The 16,205-nt window shown below is 68.8% G+C and carries 11 protein-coding genes; 3 read left to right on the plus strand and 8 right to left on the minus strand.

What is annotated here, in order from left to right; all coding sequences use genetic code 11:
* Positions 1-177: 177 nt before the first annotated feature.
* Both JJJ14_RS08250 and smc read right to left on the minus strand, forming a co-directional pair.
* Positions 178-552 carry a hypothetical protein gene (locus JJJ14_RS08250; RefSeq protein WP_010613567.1) on the minus strand — a complete coding sequence of 125 codons (375 nt, stop codon included), beginning with the start codon at positions 550-552 and terminating at the stop codon, positions 178-180.
* Positions 553-713: 161 nt separating this feature from the next.
* Entirely contained in the window at positions 714-4,493 is a 3,780-nt protein-coding gene (gene smc / locus JJJ14_RS08255) for a chromosome segregation protein SMC (RefSeq protein WP_201443832.1), read from the minus strand.
* 170 nt (positions 4,494-4,663) lie between these two features.
* On the opposite strand from smc, the gene JJJ14_RS08260 reads away from it, so the two are divergent.
* The gene (locus JJJ14_RS08260) at positions 4,664-5,611 is read left to right on the plus strand and encodes an ABC transporter ATP-binding protein (RefSeq protein ID WP_201443833.1); all 948 of its coding nucleotides are present in this window, start codon (positions 4,664-4,666) and stop codon (positions 5,609-5,611) included.
* Positions 5,611-6,855, plus strand: coding sequence for an ABC transporter permease (locus tag JJJ14_RS08265; protein WP_101559632.1), 1,245 nt, complete (start codon positions 5,611-5,613; stop codon positions 6,853-6,855). Before JJJ14_RS08260 ends, JJJ14_RS08265 begins: the two co-directional genes overlap by 1 nt.
* A 121-nt stretch (positions 6,856-6,976) precedes the next feature.
* Here JJJ14_RS08265 and ndk read toward each other — a convergent pair whose 3' ends face one another.
* From ndk to JJJ14_RS08280, 3 genes are all read right to left on the minus strand, one after another.
* The gene (gene ndk, locus JJJ14_RS08270; RefSeq protein WP_201443834.1) at positions 6,977-7,417 is read right to left on the minus strand and encodes a nucleoside-diphosphate kinase; all 441 of its coding nucleotides are present in this window, start codon (positions 7,415-7,417) and stop codon (positions 6,977-6,979) included.
* An 87-nt stretch (positions 7,418-7,504) separates the two neighbouring features.
* Complete coding sequence (dhaL, locus tag JJJ14_RS08275) at positions 7,505-8,185, minus strand: dihydroxyacetone kinase subunit DhaL (protein ID WP_201443835.1); 681 nt, start codon at positions 8,183-8,185, stop codon at positions 7,505-7,507.
* Between the two features lie 318 nt (positions 8,186-8,503).
* Complete coding sequence (locus JJJ14_RS08280) at positions 8,504-10,312, minus strand: bifunctional folylpolyglutamate synthase/dihydrofolate synthase (RefSeq protein ID WP_201443836.1); 1,809 nt, start codon at positions 10,310-10,312, stop codon at positions 8,504-8,506.
* 362 nt (positions 10,313-10,674) lie between these two features.
* On the opposite strand from JJJ14_RS08280, the gene JJJ14_RS08285 reads away from it, so the two are divergent.
* The gene (locus JJJ14_RS08285; protein ID WP_201443837.1) at positions 10,675-11,997 is read left to right on the plus strand and encodes a UDP-glucose dehydrogenase family protein; all 1,323 of its coding nucleotides are present in this window, start codon (positions 10,675-10,677) and stop codon (positions 11,995-11,997) included.
* 23 nt (positions 11,998-12,020) lie between these two features.
* On the opposite strand, the gene JJJ14_RS08290 is transcribed toward JJJ14_RS08285, so the two are convergent.
* From JJJ14_RS08290 to JJJ14_RS08300, 3 genes are all read right to left on the minus strand, one after another.
* Positions 12,021-13,424 carry a lipopolysaccharide biosynthesis protein gene (locus tag JJJ14_RS08290; protein ID WP_236592777.1) on the minus strand — a complete coding sequence of 468 codons (1,404 nt, stop codon included), beginning with the start codon at positions 13,422-13,424 and terminating at the stop codon, positions 12,021-12,023.
* 7 nt (positions 13,425-13,431) lie between these two features.
* Positions 13,432-14,373 (minus strand): polysaccharide pyruvyl transferase family protein, encoded by a 942-nt coding sequence (locus JJJ14_RS08295; protein ID WP_236592778.1) that lies wholly within the window; start codon positions 14,371-14,373, stop codon positions 13,432-13,434.
* 290 nt (positions 14,374-14,663) lie between these two features.
* Positions 14,664-16,103, minus strand: a complete 1,440-nt coding sequence (locus tag JJJ14_RS08300; RefSeq protein WP_180806263.1) for a lipopolysaccharide biosynthesis protein — start codon at positions 16,101-16,103, stop codon at positions 14,664-14,666.
* Between the last annotated feature and the right edge of the window lie 102 nt (positions 16,104-16,205).

Raw genomic sequence — 16,205 nt, forward strand, 5'->3', positions numbered from 1 at the left:
TTGAGCCGTATCGCCCTGAGACCAAGGCGGCTCTAGGACAGTGAGAGAAAGTGCGAGAGGGTATCGGAGCGGCGATCTCCCACGGCCAGGATTTCATCGAGAAGTAGCGTCATCGCGGCATCGCATAGTCGTGAAAAAAACGTTGACCGCAGTATTTCACGAGAAGGCCGCCGCTACTCAACTCTGAGACTGCGACAGACCACCGGTTGCCGGCTCATGCGCCTGAGCGCGACGCCGGGCGCCGGCGGAGCCACGGGTCCTCTCGGCAGCGTCCATCGCCTTTCCGACGACGCCGACCAACCCTCCGAAGCCCTCGGTGCCGGCGTAGGCCGCCGGCCCCTCACGCGTCATGAGGTCGGACAGGCTGACCTCCTGGGGCACGACCTCGACCTCGACGTCCTGCTCCGCCAGGCGCACCTCCTGGGAGTTGCGGACCACGCTGCGAATGCGTGAGGGCCAAGAGCGCACCGGGAAGCGCTCAGCACAAACCATGCCGAGCACAAGCAGGCCGGCAACCAGCACGACAACGAGGGGAAGAATCATGACACCCATAGTTAGGATTCTGCCTTGCGAATTACGATCTGACCAGACTTTGCACGCACTTGTCGTCCAATCAACAACAAAACCTGACAACTTCCTGACACAACAATGGCTCATATCTGAAAACGAGCGTCATGCTGTCAGCAGTCTATCACATTCCCATCACGTTTCACTCAGACATCAGGAGTCACAGCCGTACCGCGGTCGGGCTGGGCCAGCCTCTGCGAGACAGCCTTGGTGACCCCGTCGCGCATCGTGATGCCGTAGAGGGCGTCGGCCACCTCCATGGTCCGTTTCTGGTGGGTGATGATGATGAGCTGGCTGGAGCGCCGCAGCTCGGTGAAAATCTCCAGCAACCGCCCCAGGTTCGTGTCGTCCAGGGCCGCCTCGACCTCGTCCATGACATAGAAGGGCGAGGGCCGTGCCTTGAAGATCGCCACCAGGAGTGCCACGGCGGCCAGCGAGCGCTCCCCTCCTGAGAGCAGGGAGAGTCGCTTGACCTTCTTGCCGGCGGGGCGCGCCTCGATCTCGATGCCGGTGGTGAGCATGTCATCGGGATCCGTGAGCACCAGCCGCCCCTCCCCGCCGGGGAAGAGCCGATCGAAGACGGAGGCGAACTGACGGGCGGTGTCCTCGTAGGCCTGGGCGAAGACTTCCTGAACTCGCGCGTCGATCTCCTCGACGATGCTCAGCAGGTCGTCCCGCGAGCGCTTGAGGTCGGCCAGCTGCTCGGCCAGGAACTGGTGACGCTGCTCCAGAGCCGCGTGCTCCTCCAGGGCCAGCGGGTTGACCTTGCCGAGCCGGGCAAGATCGCGCGAGGCCTTGGCCAGGCGCTTCTCCTGCTCGGAACGCACGTAGGGGCGGCCCAGATGGCCTGAGCCGCCGGCCGACGCCTGAGCGGCGTCCTGCTCCGCGGCGGAGCCAGGGTCGGAGGCGGCATCAGCCTCCTCGTTGAGCTCGGGGACGAGCATGTGCGGTCCGTACTCCTCCACGAGGGGGTCCAACTCCAGGCCGAGCTCGCTCATGGCGCGCTCCGCCAGAGCCTCCAGTCGCATGCGCTGCTCGGCCCGGGCCACCTCCTCGCGATGGGCGGCATCGGTGAGACTGCCCAGCTCCTTGGTCAGCTGGTCGATCTCCTCGCGAACCTCGTTGGTGGCAGCCAGGGCCTGGGAGCGCTCGGTCTCGATGGCCGCGCGCTCATCGGCCGCCTGCTGCACACTGGTGCGCGCCGCCTCGGCGGCCGCGCGCGCCTGGTCCCGCACGTGGGTGGCGACCGCCAGCTGGGCGCTGCGGCGCTGCTGGGCCCGCTCGGCAGCAGCGCGCTGGTCGCGTTCACGCCGTGCGGCCGCCCGCAGCGAGTCGGCGCGCCCGCGGCCGGAGCGCTCGCGCTCCTCTGCAGTGCGCAGGGCGAGCCTGGCATCGGTCTCGGCGGCACGGGCCTGGCGCGCAGCATCCGCAGCGGCCTCGCGCTCCTGTCGGGCAGCCTCCAGGGCGCGCTCGAGGCTGTCGGCACCACTCTTCCCCGAGACACCCGTACCGTCGGCGCCCTCGACAGCCTCTGCGGCTTCATCCCCGCCCTCCACCTCGGCCAGTGCGGCAGTGGCGGCTGCCAGCTCGGCGGTGCGCTGGACCGACTCGGCCTCGGCACGCTCCAACACCCGGCGAGCACGCCCGGTCTCCTCGGCGGCGGCGTGGGCGGCGGAGGTCAGGCGGGCCATCGCCTCGGCAGCCCGGGCGGCCTCGGCGTCGGCCTGACGCAGGGCGGACAGCGCCTCGCTGAGCACCTGGCGAGCAGCGTCCTCCTGGCGACGGGCCTCCTCCAGGGCCGCGTCGGCCTCAGTCTCGGCCTGTGCGGCGGCAGCGGCCTCAGCGTCGGCCTCCTCGTGGGCCGCGGTGAGCTCGAGGACCGAGGAGGCCCCCCGGCCGGCCCCGGCGACCCAGCCGGGCGCCAGGACGTCGCCGCTGCGGGTGGCCACGACGTCGTCGGGCACCTCTGCGCGCAGGGCCCTGGCGGCCTCGAGGTCCTCCACCACCCAGGAGTCCTTGAGCAGCCGGTCCAGGACCTGCTCGAGGCGCCCCAGCTGCGCGGTACTGACGAGGCCGCGAGCCGCCAGGGCCCCGTCAACGGGAGCCGGCTCCGCCTCATCATCGGCGTCGGCGCCCCCCAGTGAGGGGTCGTCAGCCAGCACCAGTCGCACCGCTCCGAGGTCCTGGCTTCGGGCATGATCCAGCCCGGCCAGGGCCGCCTCGGCATCTGTGGCCAGGCCGGCCTCGGCGAGCGCTCCCAGGAGGGCGGCGACGGCGTTCTCCCAGCCGCGCTCAACATTGAGGTGCTCGGCAAGCGGTCCGAGGAGACCGTCGATACCGGCTTGCAGCAGCGCGGCCGTGCCGTCCTGGCCACGCAAGGAGATGGCCAGGGTGTCGCGTCTGGCAGTCCAGGTGGCCCGGTCGGAGGCCGCCTCCCGGCGGGCGTCAGTCGCGGCCGCGACCGCTTCACGGGCCTGGGCCAGGCGGCGTGCGGCCTCGTCATGCACGGCGGCGGCCCGCACCGCCGCGTCGGCAGCCGCGCCGGCCTCGGCAGGTGCCTGCGCTGGAACGACGGCGTCCCGCGCACCACCGGCGGCCGCCTGCGCCGGTTCCGCCTCTCCCCCGGCCTCGGCCAGGGCGGCCCGGGCGCTGTCCTCGCGAGCCTCGGCGGCGCGCAGCGCGCTGCGCGCCTGCTCGAGGGCGGCCAGGCTGGCCTCGTGGCGGCTGCGGGCCGAGGCGACGCGTCCGCCGGCTCGGGCGATGGTCTCACGTCTCTCTGAGACGCGACGCTGAGCCGCTGAGAGCTCCTGGTCGGCTGCCTTCTCGGCGGTTTCCGCGTCCGCACGCACCCGGGTGGCGTCGCTGAGCGCGGTGCGGGCTGCCTCGAGGGTGTCGGCGAGCTCGGCCTCCTCACGGCCCGCGGCCTCGGCCCGCCGCTCGAGCTCCTCAGGATCGGTGCCGTGGCTCGGGGCCGGGGCGGAGGCCAGGAGCCGGATCCGCTCGCCGGCCACGTCCGCGAGCGCCCCGAGGGACTGGGCCGCGCCGGTGAGCTCCTCCCAGATGCTGCCGGCCCGGGCGAGTCGCTGGGCGGAGGTGGTCTCGATGGCGGCCAGCTCGCTCAGGCGCGCCCTGGCGACGCGCTCGGCCTCCTCGACGGCGCTGCGGCGCCGGGCCAGGGCCTCCTTATCCTCGTCACCGGCCTCCAGGAGGGACTGGGCCTGGACGACGTCGTCGGCCAGGAGCCGGGCGGTGGCGTCACGGACCTCGACCTGGATGCTCCGGGCGCGCCGGGCGATGGCGGCCTGCCGGGCCAGGGGGCCGAGCTGGCGACGCAGCTCCTGGGTGAGGTCGGCGACGCGGGCGAGGTCAGCGGCCATGGACTCGAGCTTGCGAAGGGCGCGCTCCTTGCGCTTGCGGTGCTTGAGGACGCCTGCGGCCTCCTCGATGAAGCCGCGGCGGTCCTCAGGCGTGGCGCTCAGGACCGCGTCGAGCTGCCCCTGCCCGACGATGACGTGCATCTGGCGCCCTAGGCCCGTGTCACTGAGGAGCTCCTGGACGTCGAGGAGGCGGCAGGGACTGCCGTTGATGCGGTACTCCGACCCGCCACCGCGGAACAGGGTGCGCGAGATGGTGACCTCTGTGTAGTCGATCGGCAGGGCGCCGTCGGTGTTGTCAATGGTCAGTGAGACCTCGGCGCGCCCGAGGGCCGGGCGGGAGCCGGCACCGGCGAAGATGACGTCGGCCATGGAGCCGCCGCGCAGGTTCTTGGCGCCCTGCTCCCCCATAACCCAGGTCAGGGCGTCGACGACATTGGACTTGCCGGAGCCGTTGGGGCCGACCACCGCGGTGATGCCGGGCTCCAGGCGGAGGGTGGTTGACGAGGCGAAGGACTTGAATCCCTTGATCGTCAACGTCTTGAGGTGCACGGGTGCCACCCTAACAGCGCGGGCGGTTGAGGCGGGGACAGGCACGACAAAGGGACTTGACATGACCGCGATAGACAAGCAGACTTTCCATATTAAGGCGGTCGGGTACGGGGCTCATGCACCCGCTCGACCGGCCCTGTCGCCCCGTCCCCGAACCCGAAGGAGCCACGATGCTCGAACTGTCCGGCCTGTCCAAACGCTTCGGGAGCCTTCAGGCCCTGGATGATCTCTCCCTGTCCCTGGACCGCGGCGAGATCGTCGGCTTCGTCGGTTCTAACGGGGCGGGCAAGTCCACCACGATGCGCATCGTCATGGGGGTGCTCGCCGCCGACTCCGGCGCCGTGACCTGGATGGGTGCCCCCGTGGACGCCGCCATCCGACGCACCATCGGCTACATGCCCGAGGAGCGCGGCCTCTACCCCCGGATGAAGGTAGCCGAGCAGCTCGTCTACCTGGCCCGCCTCCACGGACTGTCCGCCTCCGCCGCCAAGGCGGCTGCAGAGCGGTGGACCGAGCGTCTGGGCCTGGAGGGGCGCCGCGGCGACGAGGTGCAGAGCCTGTCGCTGGGCAACCAGCAGCGCGTCCAGCTGGCCGCCGCGCTGGTGAGCGACCCCGAGCTGCTCATTCTCGATGAGCCCTTCTCCGGCCTGGATCCGGTGGCCGTGGACGTCATGAGCCAGGTCCTCCTGGAGCGGGCGTCCGCAGGCGTGCCCACCCTCTTCTCCTCCCACCAGCTCGACATCGTCGAGCGCCTGTGCGACCGAGTGGTCATCATCCGCTCAGGCCGGCTCGTGGCCGACGGCACGATTCCCGAGCTGCAGGCCACCGCGACGCCCCGGTGGCGGGTCGCCGTCGAGCAGGCCGCGGGGAGCCCACCGGTGGAGGCGGCCTCCTTGAACCTGCCCGCCCCCACGGTCGAGCTCGATGATGCCGGCCGCCTGGTCATCACCGCGGCGGGAGCCGATGAGCAGGCGCTGCTGAGCACTGCCCAGCGCCTGGGGACGGTGCGCGAGCTCGGCCCGGTGCGCCACCGGCTCACCGAGATCTTCCGAGAGGTTCTGACCACCACCTCCCACGAGGGACCCGCAGACAGCAACGAGACGAAGGAGGCGCACTGATGAGCGACCGGACCACCCCCATCACTCGCCGTCAGGAGATCGCCCTGGTCACCGGCCGGGAGCTGCGGGCGCACCTGCTGAAGAAGTCGACCATCATCCTGACCCTGGTGCTGCTCATTGCCGCCGTCGGCGGCATCGTCGGCGTGAAGCTCTACACCGCCGGCCAGGACCAGGCCTATCGGGTCGGGCTCAAGGGCGTGACGCTCACCCAGGCCACCGGGCTGGACAAGGTTGCCGCCTCCAACGGGGAGACGATCAAGCTCGTTGATGTCTCGGCCCACCAGGCCAAGGACGTCCTGGCCGACGACGCCCCAGAGGGCACGCCGCACGTGGACATGGTCCTGGACGTCTCCGGCTCGACCCCCACCATCACGGTGGAGAAGTCGGCCGACGACGCGGTCGTCTCGGGGGTCACGGCCTTCCTTCAGCAGTCGGCTCTGGGCCAGCAGATCGCGTCCTTGGGAGGCGATCCCGCCCAGGTGGCCTCTCAGCTCAGTGCCGCCAAGCCCGAGGTGAAGGCGCTCCACGCCCCTCAGCGCGATTCGGCAGAGTTCGGCTCGCGTTACGCCATCCTCATGACGATTGACGTCCTGCTGCTGTTCGCCATCATGGGCGGTGGCCAGTTCATCGCCCAGGGGGTGGTGGAGGAGAAGTCGAGCCGGATCGTGGAGATCCTCCTGGCCTGCGTGCGGCCCAGCTCGTTGCTGGCCGGCAAGATCCTGGGGATCGGTATCGCCTCGGTCCTGACCACGGGGGCTGTCGCCGTGGCCGGGGTCATCGCCGCGAAGGCCACGGGAGTCATGCCGGACATCAGTCTCAACCTGGACGGCGTGCTCGTCGCGATGATCGTGTGGATGATCGTGGGCTACGCGATCTTCGCGGTCGCCTTCGGGGCCGCCGCCTCACTCGTGAGCCGCCAGGAGGACGTCAGCTCGGTGAGCATGCCCCTGGTCATGCTCTCGATGGTCCCTTACGTCCTGAGCTTCTTGATGGCCACCGGGGACACCAACAGCATGACCTTCCGGGTCCTGTCCTACGTGCCGCCCTTCGCCCCCTTCATGATGCCGGCGCGCCTGGTGCTGGGGGTCTCCTCCTGGACCGAGCAGCTGATCGCCCTGGGGCTCGCGCTGGTCTTCCTGCCGCTGCTGGTGCGTGTGGCGGCGGCGATCTACACCAGGGCCGTCACCCGCACCGGTGCCCGCGTCCCCCTCAAGGAGGTCCTCAGGAGGGCCGAGCAGGCCTGAGCCGGGTCTCATCGGCTCGCGGCCGGCCACATGAGGCGACGGTGGTGCGCCTTCCTTCTCAGGAGGCGCACCACCGTCGTCTCGTGTCGCGCGTCAGGCGCCCTGCGGGAGGGGCTGCGGGTCAGTCGGCCAGCTCGGGGAACCAGATGGCGATCTCTCGGGCTGCGGACTCGTCGCTGTCCGAGCCGTGGACGAGGTTGAGGATGGCGGGGGTGCCCCAGTCGCGTCCCAGGTCTCCGCGGATGGTGCCGGGTGCGGCCGTGGTGGGGTCGGTGGGGCCCATGAGGCTGCGCACGCCCTCCACGACGCGCTGCCCCTCGGCGACCGCGGCCACCACATTGCCGGAGGTCATGTACTCCACGACGCCGGGGTAGAAGGGCTTGTCCACGTGCTCGGCGTAGTGCTGGGCGAGGATCTGCTCGGTGGGAGTGAGAACCTTCAGGGCCGTCAGGGTGTACCCCTTGGCCTCGATACGACGCAGGATCTCACCGGTGAGGCGACGCTCGACGGCGTCGGGCTTGATGAGGACGAGGATGCGGCCGACGTGGGAGGTGCGTGCCATGGGGGCTCCTTGGTGGGTTGGCATTCGAGGGACCGAATGGACCATAACGGGTCCGGGCGCCTACCCGCCATGGCGGAGCCGGTGGAGTCAGGCCTGTTCGACAACCAGGATCGGGTCGGCGGCGCGGTCGCGGGCGGCATCGAAGGCGGCCTGGAGAATGAGTGCGGAGGACTGGGCTCCGGGATCGCGGTGACCGCAGGAGCGCTCCCCCAGGAAGGAGGCCCGACCACGACGGGCCTGGAGGGGCTCGGTGTCCTGAGCCCCCGTGGATGCGGCCTGAGCGGCTGCGGCGAGAACACCGACCTCATCCTGCCCGATCTCGGCGGCTTCCCTGGCGGCCACCGCCGCAGGGCGCCAGGCGTCGGCCATGGTCTTGTCCCCGCTGGCGGCGTGCCCCCGGGCCTCCAGCCCCGAGGTGGCCTCCTCCAGGGCGCGAGCCAGATCCCCAGGACCCCAGGCAGTGGCCTCACAGGAGCGGGAGGCCTTGAGGAAGGCCGTTCCCAGCAGCGGCCCACCGGCACCACCGACGGTGGCCATGAGCGTGGTGGCGACAAGCTTGAGGACCCCTCCGGGACTTGCCGGGACACCTCCGGCCCGCTGAGCGGCATCGAGCTTGGAGACCACCGCCGTCATGCCACGCTCCAGGTTGTCCCCGTGGTCGGCGTCTCCGATCGCTCGGTCCAGCTCGGTCAGCTCGGCGCGGTTCTCAGCGATCAGCTCGGCGGCGCGACGGGCCCAGTCAAGGGCCCAGGCGGCGTCTAAGGACATACTGCTTCCTTCTCGGGTCTTAGCAGGTGTTGGTTCCAGGCATGAGCGCCACGCACCCGAGGGTGAAGGACGACCATGCGGCTATGATCGGGCTCCGCACGGCCCCGATGGGGCCCGACGCGTCCTGGGAACGCCCGTGGGGTGCGCCGGAGCAAGCCGACGAGGTGCACATCGCCCGCTCGCACACCCATCCTCTCACGCCCCCTGCCGCCTCGCGCGCTGAGATGACCGCAGGGCCTGCGACCAGCCCGAACGCACGTGCCACCGCAGTCGGAACGGGGACTCGAGAAGCGCCGTCGCAGAAGCAGGCCGCCGCCGTCAGGGCCTGCCGAACAGGGCACGGGCCTCGGCAGCCAAAACGACGGAGCCGACGATGAGGATCCCTGAGGCGGTCAGCGGGGCGTCATACCCCTCCGACAGGGCGACCGCCCGCTCCACTCCCTCGCCGAGCTGCTGGCTCACCACGACGCGGTCGGCGCCGTAGACCTCCCGGGCGATCTCGCCCAGGTCCTCGACGTCCATGGCCCGGGGTGAGTCGATGGGGACGCACACGACGGCGTCGGTCACCGGCTCCAGGCCCGCCAGGATGCCCTCGGCATCCTTATCAGCCATGACACCCAGGACCGCGACGAGGTGCTGGAAGCCGAAGGCCTCCTCGATGGCTCCGGTGAGGGCCTCGATGCCGTGCGGGTTGTGCCCGGCGTCGACCAGGACCGTGGGCGAGGAGCGCAGCACCTCCAGACGGCCCGGACTGGTGACGGAGGCGAAACCGTCCTCGACGATGCGCGCCGGCAGCCGGCGCCCGCCGTGGACGGCCTCGGCGGCGGCCAGGGCGAGCAGGGCATTGTGGGCCTGGTACTCCCCGTGCAGCGGGACGAAGGCGTCCTCGTAGACGGCCGCCGCCGTGGCGAAGGTGACCAGCTGACCGCCGACGGCGAGCTGGCGGTCGAGGACCTGCAGGACGCCGGCCTCCGGCGAGGCGGGGTCCTCCTGAGGGTCCCGCTCCCGGCGCACGACGGCCCGGTGAGAGGCCACGGCCTGCTCGATCTCGGCAGCGGCCTCGGGGACCTGATGGGCGACGATGACGGTGGAGCCGTCCTTGATGATGCCGGCCTTCTCATGGGCGATCTCGGTGATCGACGAGCCCAGCCAGCGCTCGTGGTCGCGCCCGATCGGGGTGATGACGGCGACGTCGGAGCCGATGACGTTCGTGGCGTCCCACCGCCCGCCCAGGCCCACCTCGATGACAGCGACGTCGACGGGGTAGTCGGCGAAGGCGGCCAGCGCCATGACGGCCAGGACCTCGAAGAAGGACAGGCGGGGCCCGCCTGCGGCCTGGGAGCGCTCGTCGACCATGGCGACATATGGGGCCACGTCCTCCCAGGCGGCGATGAAGCCCTCCTCGCTGATCGGTTCACCGTCGAGGCTGATGCGCTCGCGGATGGTGGCCAGGTGCGGGGAGGTGAAGCGGCCGGTGCGCATGCCGCCTGCGGCCAGCAGTCGCTCGGTCATACGGGCGGTGGAGGTCTTGCCGTTGGTGCCGGTGATGTGGACGGTGCGGTAGGTGCGCTCGGGGTTGCCCAGGAGGTCGAGGACGGCCTCGACTCGTTCCAGGGAGGGCTGGACCTGGTGCTCGGGGGCGCGCGCGAGGATCTCGGCCTCGACCTCGCGCATGCGGGCGGTGACCTCGACGCCGCGGGCGGCGGCTTGCAGATCGCGCAGGTGCTCACCCTCGGAGTCGTCGGCGAGCTGGGGCTCCCAGGAGTCCCAGTCGTCGGAGTCGTCGGCGTCCACCTCAGCCAGGAGCTCCTCGAGGCGATCGGTGTCACCGCCAGGGATCATATTGGCGGCAACGAGCTCGCGCAGAGCCTCAAGGTCCTCGCGGTCCTGGGACTCGGCGTCGGCCTGTCGCTGAGCACCGGCCTCCTGAAGTTCGGAGACGGAGACGGTCAGCCCCTCGCCCTCGGCCAGGTCGGGGGCGCCTGCGGCCTCCAGATAGGGCAGGAGCTCGGGGTCGATGCCGGCCTGGCCGAAGACGGCGTCGACGACCTCCTCCCCCGTGGCCCCCTCGGGGATGCCGAAGGCGGCGCCGGGCCTGACCTGCTTGGAGTCGTCGTCTACGGGCACTGTGCCATCCTTTGCTCGACGTGACGGGTTGGGCGGAGGCTCTCTCAAGCACCCCCTCCCAGCCCTAATCTAGCCGAGGCCCGAAGACTCCCAGCCACTGCATAGTCACGACTGATCGGCAGGGGAATCACGTGAGCGCAATCTCTCACAGCAAGGTCCGCACCCGAAAAACGATTTCTTCTTAAATCTTTTTCGGGGCACAAGCCCATTCGGACGGCATCGACAATACGACTACCATGATTGTTGTACAAAAACTCGATGAATACATCCTAATTCTCGGTGAAATATTTGAGGAATTCACCAGGGAACCCTATGGGTATAGGGGTAGACATACCCCCCACATGCCTGCCTAGGCTTCCTCCATGCGTTTGTCAGTGATTGGTTGCGGATATCTCGGTGCTGTTCACGCTGCGTCAATGGCGGAGCTCGGGCATGATGTGGTGGGCGTGGACGTCGACGCCCACAAGGTAAATCTTCTGAGTAACGGCAGGGCGCCGTTCTTCGAGCCCGAGTTGGAAGGGCTTCTGGCCCGTAACGTGGAGGCCGGACGCCTGACCTTCACTCAGGACTTCTCCGCCATTAAGGGAGCCCAGGTCCATTTCATCGGCGTGGGCACACCGCAGTCCGAGTCGGGGGCGGCGGACATGACGTACGTCGACGCAGCCGTGACCGCCATGCTCCCCCACCTGGGGCACTGCACCAGCGGCCCTGAGGTGGTCGCCGGCAAGTCCACGGTTCCCGTTGGCACCGCCGCCCGTCTGTCCCAGCTGATCGAGCCGACCGGGGCGCTTCTGCTGTGGAATCCGGAGTTCCTGCGGGAGGGCTTCGCCGTTCAGGACACGCTGCGTCCGGACCGGATGGTCTACGGCCTGCCGGAGAATCCCGACGCCGCCGGCCGCGCCCAGGAGACGATGGACGCGGTCTACGCGCAGATCCTGGCCGCCGGCACCCCGCGCCTGGTCATGGACTACGCCACCGCCGAGCTGGTCAAGATCAGTGCGAACGCCTTCCTGGCCACGAAGATCTCCTTCATCAACGCCATGTCCCAGGTCTGCGACGCCGCGGGTGCCAATGTGACGGCCCTCGCTGAGGCGATCGGCATGGATGACCGTATCGGGCGCCGGTTCCTGCGCGCCGGTATCGGTTTCGGCGGAGGCTGTCTGCCCAAGGACATCCGTGCCTTCCAGGCCCGCGCCGGTGAGCTCGGCGTCGGCGATGCCCTGGCCTTCCTCGCGGAGGTCGATCGCGTCAACGACACCATGCGTGCCGGCGTCATCCGCACAGTCGCAGAGCTTCTCGGCGAGCACACGTCGGTGGCCACGGTGACGGTCCTCGGGGCCGCCTTCAAACCGGACAGCGACGACATGCGCAACTCCCCCGCCCTGGATCTCGCCGTGGAGCTGTCGGGCATGGTCGAGCGAGTCGTCGTGCACGACCCGGCCGCCGGCCCGATCCTCGCTCAGAGGACGAACCGCCCCTACGAGGTTGCCGCCTCAGCGCAGTCCGCCCTGGAGGGAACCGACCTGGTCATCATCGGCACGGAGTGGCGCGAGTACCAGGATCTTGACCCCGCCCAGGCGGCCGGTCTGGCACGTAACCGCTACGTCATCGACGGACGCAACTGCCTGGATGCGCAGGCCTGGAAGGCGGCCGGTTGGAACTACCGCGGTATCGGACGGCGGTGAGCGGCTTGGGCGGCGCGGGCTCCTCAGCGCCGCCCAAGCCTGCCGGCGAACGCTGCGGCCACGGCTCGAGCGCCGCCACCCAGCACTGACATGTCGCTGGTCGCCAGGAGGATCAGGCAGACCCAGACCGCCCCGTTCAGCCATGAGCCGCCGTCGAAGGACGTGCACACGGCCATGACGCTGAGCAGCGCGAGCTGGTAGGTCAGGCGCGAGCGGTCCATGGGCAGGTCGATGCGGCGCCTGAGGTCCCGGGCTCGCACCACCAGGACGAGGGCGTAGGCCACCGCTCCGGCCAGGCCGGCGCCCCACGGCCCCATGAACGGCACGAGAGCCACGCCGAGGACCACGTTGACCACCGCCCCCATCATGGTGGAGACCATGAGCATGCGACTGTTCATGAGCGCCTGGTAGAAGGTGCCGAAGAAGATGGTCATGACCCCGAAGGTCGCCGCCAGCATGAGCAAGGGGACGTAGCGCCACCCCTCGGCGAACTCGGCCTGGAGCATCACCCTGGAGATCGGCCGGTTCAAGGCGATGACCAGGCCGGCGGTCGACAGAGTGGCCAGCGAGTAGCCCCGCAGGACGGAGCCGAAGAAGGCGCCGCGGTCGGGTGAGTCGATCTCGCGGGCGGTGGAGTACTGCCAGGCCTGCTGGAAGACGGAGGCCACGATGTTGATGAGTGAGGGCATCTTGCTCGCCGCGGTGAAGAGCCCGGCAGCCGCCAGGCCGCTGCCCCACAGGACCACGTACCGGCCGGAGACACTGACCAGCCACCACGACAGCAGATTGGGCACGAGCGGCAGGCTGTAGACGAGCATCCGGCGCAGCAGCGCCCGATCGAACCTGAATGGGGCCAGGAGCCGGTACTCGGCCGACCCCAGGAAGGCGACAAGACCACCCACCAGGTAGCCGATGGTGTACGACCACAGGTAGCCCTCGATACCTGTATGCGCGCGGACCAGGAGCAGGTAGGTGGACACCACCATGGCGAGCGCGTTGATGAGCCCGTAGAGCACGAAGCGGCGCACGTGCCCCAGCCCACGGGCGAGCTGGGTCGTGGCCTTGAAGACGCACACCGAGCAGAACAGGACGAAGAACGCTGCCGCGTGCTCCATGTTCCACAAGGCGCTGCCCAAGGCGCACGCCACCCCGGTGCAGACGAGGCCGCCGCCCAGGACCACCAGGGAGTTGGCGAAGAGCTCATCCTTGGGAACGTCGTCGTCAATGGAGAAGCGGTAGAGGGCCTCCACGACACCAAGCGAGAGCAGCGGCAGCACGATCTCGATCGCGCTGTTGAGCAGCTCGGCCGTCCCGTACTCACCAGCCGTCAGCGCAGTTGTGTACAGGGGCATGAGGACCAGTGAGACGGCCTTGACCGCCAGGCCCCCCAGGGCGAAGACCAGGGTGTTGCCCAGCAGGAGTCTCATGCGCCCCTTATGGCTTGCCGACATCGAACTGGGCCTTCCACTTCTCGATGCGGTCGAAGTCCAGACCGTGGATCGCGGTCGGCCAGGAGGACTCGATCAGGTCGGCCAGATCGGTCTCGATGGAGTCGCGCTCCACCAGCGGCAGGGAGTAGTCCTTGGCCATCTCCCGCGCGCGGTAGTCGATGGCCACGATGATGGCGCGCCGCTTGCGCTGCAGGGCGAAGATGCCCCCATGCAGGCGGTTCCCCACGTAGTCGACGCCCCGGTCGAGCACCTCCCGGAAACCTGCCAGGCTCGGCGTGACGATCTCGACGCCGTCGGCCGCTCCCAGCGACTGCAGGTAGTCCAGGTCGTCGATGGACTGGGGCCAGAAGTGCAGTCGCGAGTAGCTCCTGCGCAGCACGTCGACCATTGCCCGGTCCTTGCGCGGGTTCGGGTGGTAGGAGGTGAGCGTGAAGACCACCTCGTCGCCCTTGGTGCGGGCAATGGTCTCGCAGTGCTCAGGGGTCAGTCCCCACAGGGTGGGGCAGCCGGTGTTCCAGGCTCGCAGCCCCACCCGCTGCAGGAGATGCTTGGTGCGCTCGTCACGCACCGAGTGCACCAGGTCACGGGACAGCACCTTGCGGTAGAGGGCCCGCGTGTAGAGGTTGACCGATGAGGAGTTGGCCCCCGCACCCACGCCCAGACATACCGTGCCTGTGGCCATCCCGCAGTTGAGGTAGTTGATGTTCCAGGTCGGCAGGGGCCGCAGCATATTCGTGTACAGGGCGTTGGTGCCGCACAGGAGCTTGATGTCGGCTCCTTTGAAGATGCTGAGCCGGCGCTTAGACAGGAAATACTGCGCCGGCGTGTACATCGGGGTGTGAGTGGCAAGGCGCATGACATAGTTCGATGAGAACAGCTCGCGCCAGTTCATCTCAATGGATCGCCCAATGATCTCATCCCCCATATTGAGAGATCCAACGGATGTATCCAAAAGCAGAATACGCTTCATAACCTTCCCTTCTTGCGTCAGCAAGATACTTCAGCTCAACCAGTCAGATCGGCCCGGCAAGGATACGTCGTATCGACGGACCCGCTTTCCCATAGACGTCACGAAAAGACAACAGGGATCATCACACTGTGCAGTTAAGACAAAACGCACTGGTTGACACCAAAGCATTTTCACAAGCAGGGCAGCGAATCGTCGCTTTTCACACAGAGCCGTTATACCCCGCACATCCTGCGCCGAGCCCCGTGTCAGAGCTGGCGCATCAGCCCCCCGCTCCTGTGCCTCAGGGACTCCGTCACGGCTTGAGCACTGCTCGTGAGAACTGTCATGTCGCTGGTAGCCAGCAGCGCCAGGCATGCCCAGACCACAGCAGTCAGCCATGAGCCGCCGTCGAAGGACATACATGCGGTGATACTGATGAGCAGCGCGAGCTGGTAGCTGAGACGAAGGCGGTCTATCGGCAGGTTGATGCGGCGCCTGAGGTCTCGTGCCCGCACCACCAGGACGAGCATGTAAGCCACTGCTCCGGCCAGGCCGGCGCCCCACGGCCCCATGAACGGCACGAGAGCCACCCCGAGGACCACGTTGACCCCCGCGCCCAGTGCGGTCGAGGCCATGAGAACACCGCTGTTCTTCAAGGCCTGGTAGAAGCTCTCGAAGAAGATGCTGATGACCCCGAAGGAGGCGACCAGCATGAGCAGGGGGACGTAGCGCCACCCCTCGGCGAACTCGGCCTGGAGCATCACCCTGGAGATCGGCCGGTTCAGTGCAATGACCAGCCCGGCGACCGTAAGAGTTGCCAGCGAGTACCCCCTCATCACGACGCCGAAGAAGGCGCCGCGGTCGGGCGAGTCGATCTCGCGGGCGGTGGAGTACTGCCAGGCCTGCTGGAAGACGGAGGCCACGATGTTAACCAGCGCAGGCATCTTGCTCGCCGCGGTGAAGAGCCCCGCGGCCACGACTCCGCTGCCCCACAGGACCACGTACCGGCCGGAGACACTGACCAGCCACCACGACAGCAGATTGGGCACGAGCGGCAGGCTGTAGACGAGCATCCGGCGCAGCAGGTCGCGATCGACCCGGAACGGAGCCAGGAGCCGGTACTCGGCCGACCCCAGGAAGGCGACAAGACCACCTACCAGGTAGCCGATGGTGAAGGACCACAGGTACCCCTCCACGCCCAGGTGCGCGCGGACCAGGAGCAGGTAGGTGGACACCACCATGGCGAGCGCATTGATGAGCCCGTAGGCCACGAAGCGGCGCACATGCCCCAACCCACGGGCGAGCTGGGTCGTGGCCTTGAAGACGCACACCGAGCAGAACAGGACGAAGAAGGAACCCGCGTGCTCCATATTCCACAAGACGCGCCCCAAGGCGCACGCCACCCCAGCGCACACGACGCCTCCCCCCAGGACCACCAGGGAGCCGGCGAAGAGCTCATCCTTGGGAACGTCGTCGTCAATGGAGAACCGGTAGAGGGCCTCCACCACGCCCGCCGACAGTAGCGGCAGCACAATCTCGATCGCACTGTTGAGCAGCTCGGCCGTCCCGTACTCACCAGCCGTCAGCGCAGTCGTGTACAACGGCATGAGGACCAGGGAGACGGCCTTGATCGCCAGGCCCCCCAGCGCGAAGACCAGGGTGTTGCCCAGCAGGAATGCGATGCGGTTCTTATAGCTCGCCGGCATCGAAGTGCACCTCCCACGTCGGGCTGGCGTCGCGTCTCTCCCGCAGGCAGCCGCCACTCAGATCACCGACACCGGTTCTCCACGAACTCGCGGAACGGACAG

Origin of the sequence: Actinomyces sp. HMT 175, assembly GCF_016694895.1 — a bacterium.
Lineage (GTDB): Bacteria > Actinomycetota > Actinomycetes > Actinomycetales > Actinomycetaceae > Actinomyces > Actinomyces oris.

What these genes read in the sequence shown, in the direction of transcription:
- dhaL (WP_201443835.1), bottom strand. Translation starts at nt 8,185, where the DNA reads ATGTCCTTAGACGCCGCCTGGGCCCTTGACTGGGCCCGTCGCGCCGCC.
- JJJ14_RS08295 (WP_236592778.1), bottom strand. Translation starts at nt 14,373, where the DNA reads ATGGGGGATGAGATCATTGGGCGATCCATTGAGATGAACTGGCGCGAG.
- JJJ14_RS08260 (WP_201443833.1), top strand. Translation starts at nt 4,664, where the DNA reads ATGCTCGAACTGTCCGGCCTGTCCAAACGCTTCGGGAGCCTTCAGGCC.
- JJJ14_RS08300 (WP_180806263.1), bottom strand. Translation starts at nt 16,103, where the DNA reads ATGCCGGCGAGCTATAAGAACCGCATCGCATTCCTGCTGGGCAACACC.
- JJJ14_RS08290 (WP_236592777.1), bottom strand. Translation starts at nt 13,424, where the DNA reads ATGAGACTCCTGCTGGGCAACACCCTGGTCTTCGCCCTGGGGGGCCTG.
- ndk (WP_201443834.1), bottom strand. Translation starts at nt 7,417, where the DNA reads ATGGCACGCACCTCCCACGTCGGCCGCATCCTCGTCCTCATCAAGCCC.
- JJJ14_RS08250 (WP_010613567.1), bottom strand. Translation starts at nt 552, where the DNA reads ATGGGTGTCATGATTCTTCCCCTCGTTGTCGTGCTGGTTGCCGGCCTG.
- JJJ14_RS08265 (WP_101559632.1), top strand. Translation starts at nt 5,611, where the DNA reads ATGAGCGACCGGACCACCCCCATCACTCGCCGTCAGGAGATCGCCCTG.
- JJJ14_RS08285 (WP_201443837.1), top strand. Translation starts at nt 10,675, where the DNA reads ATGCGTTTGTCAGTGATTGGTTGCGGATATCTCGGTGCTGTTCACGCT.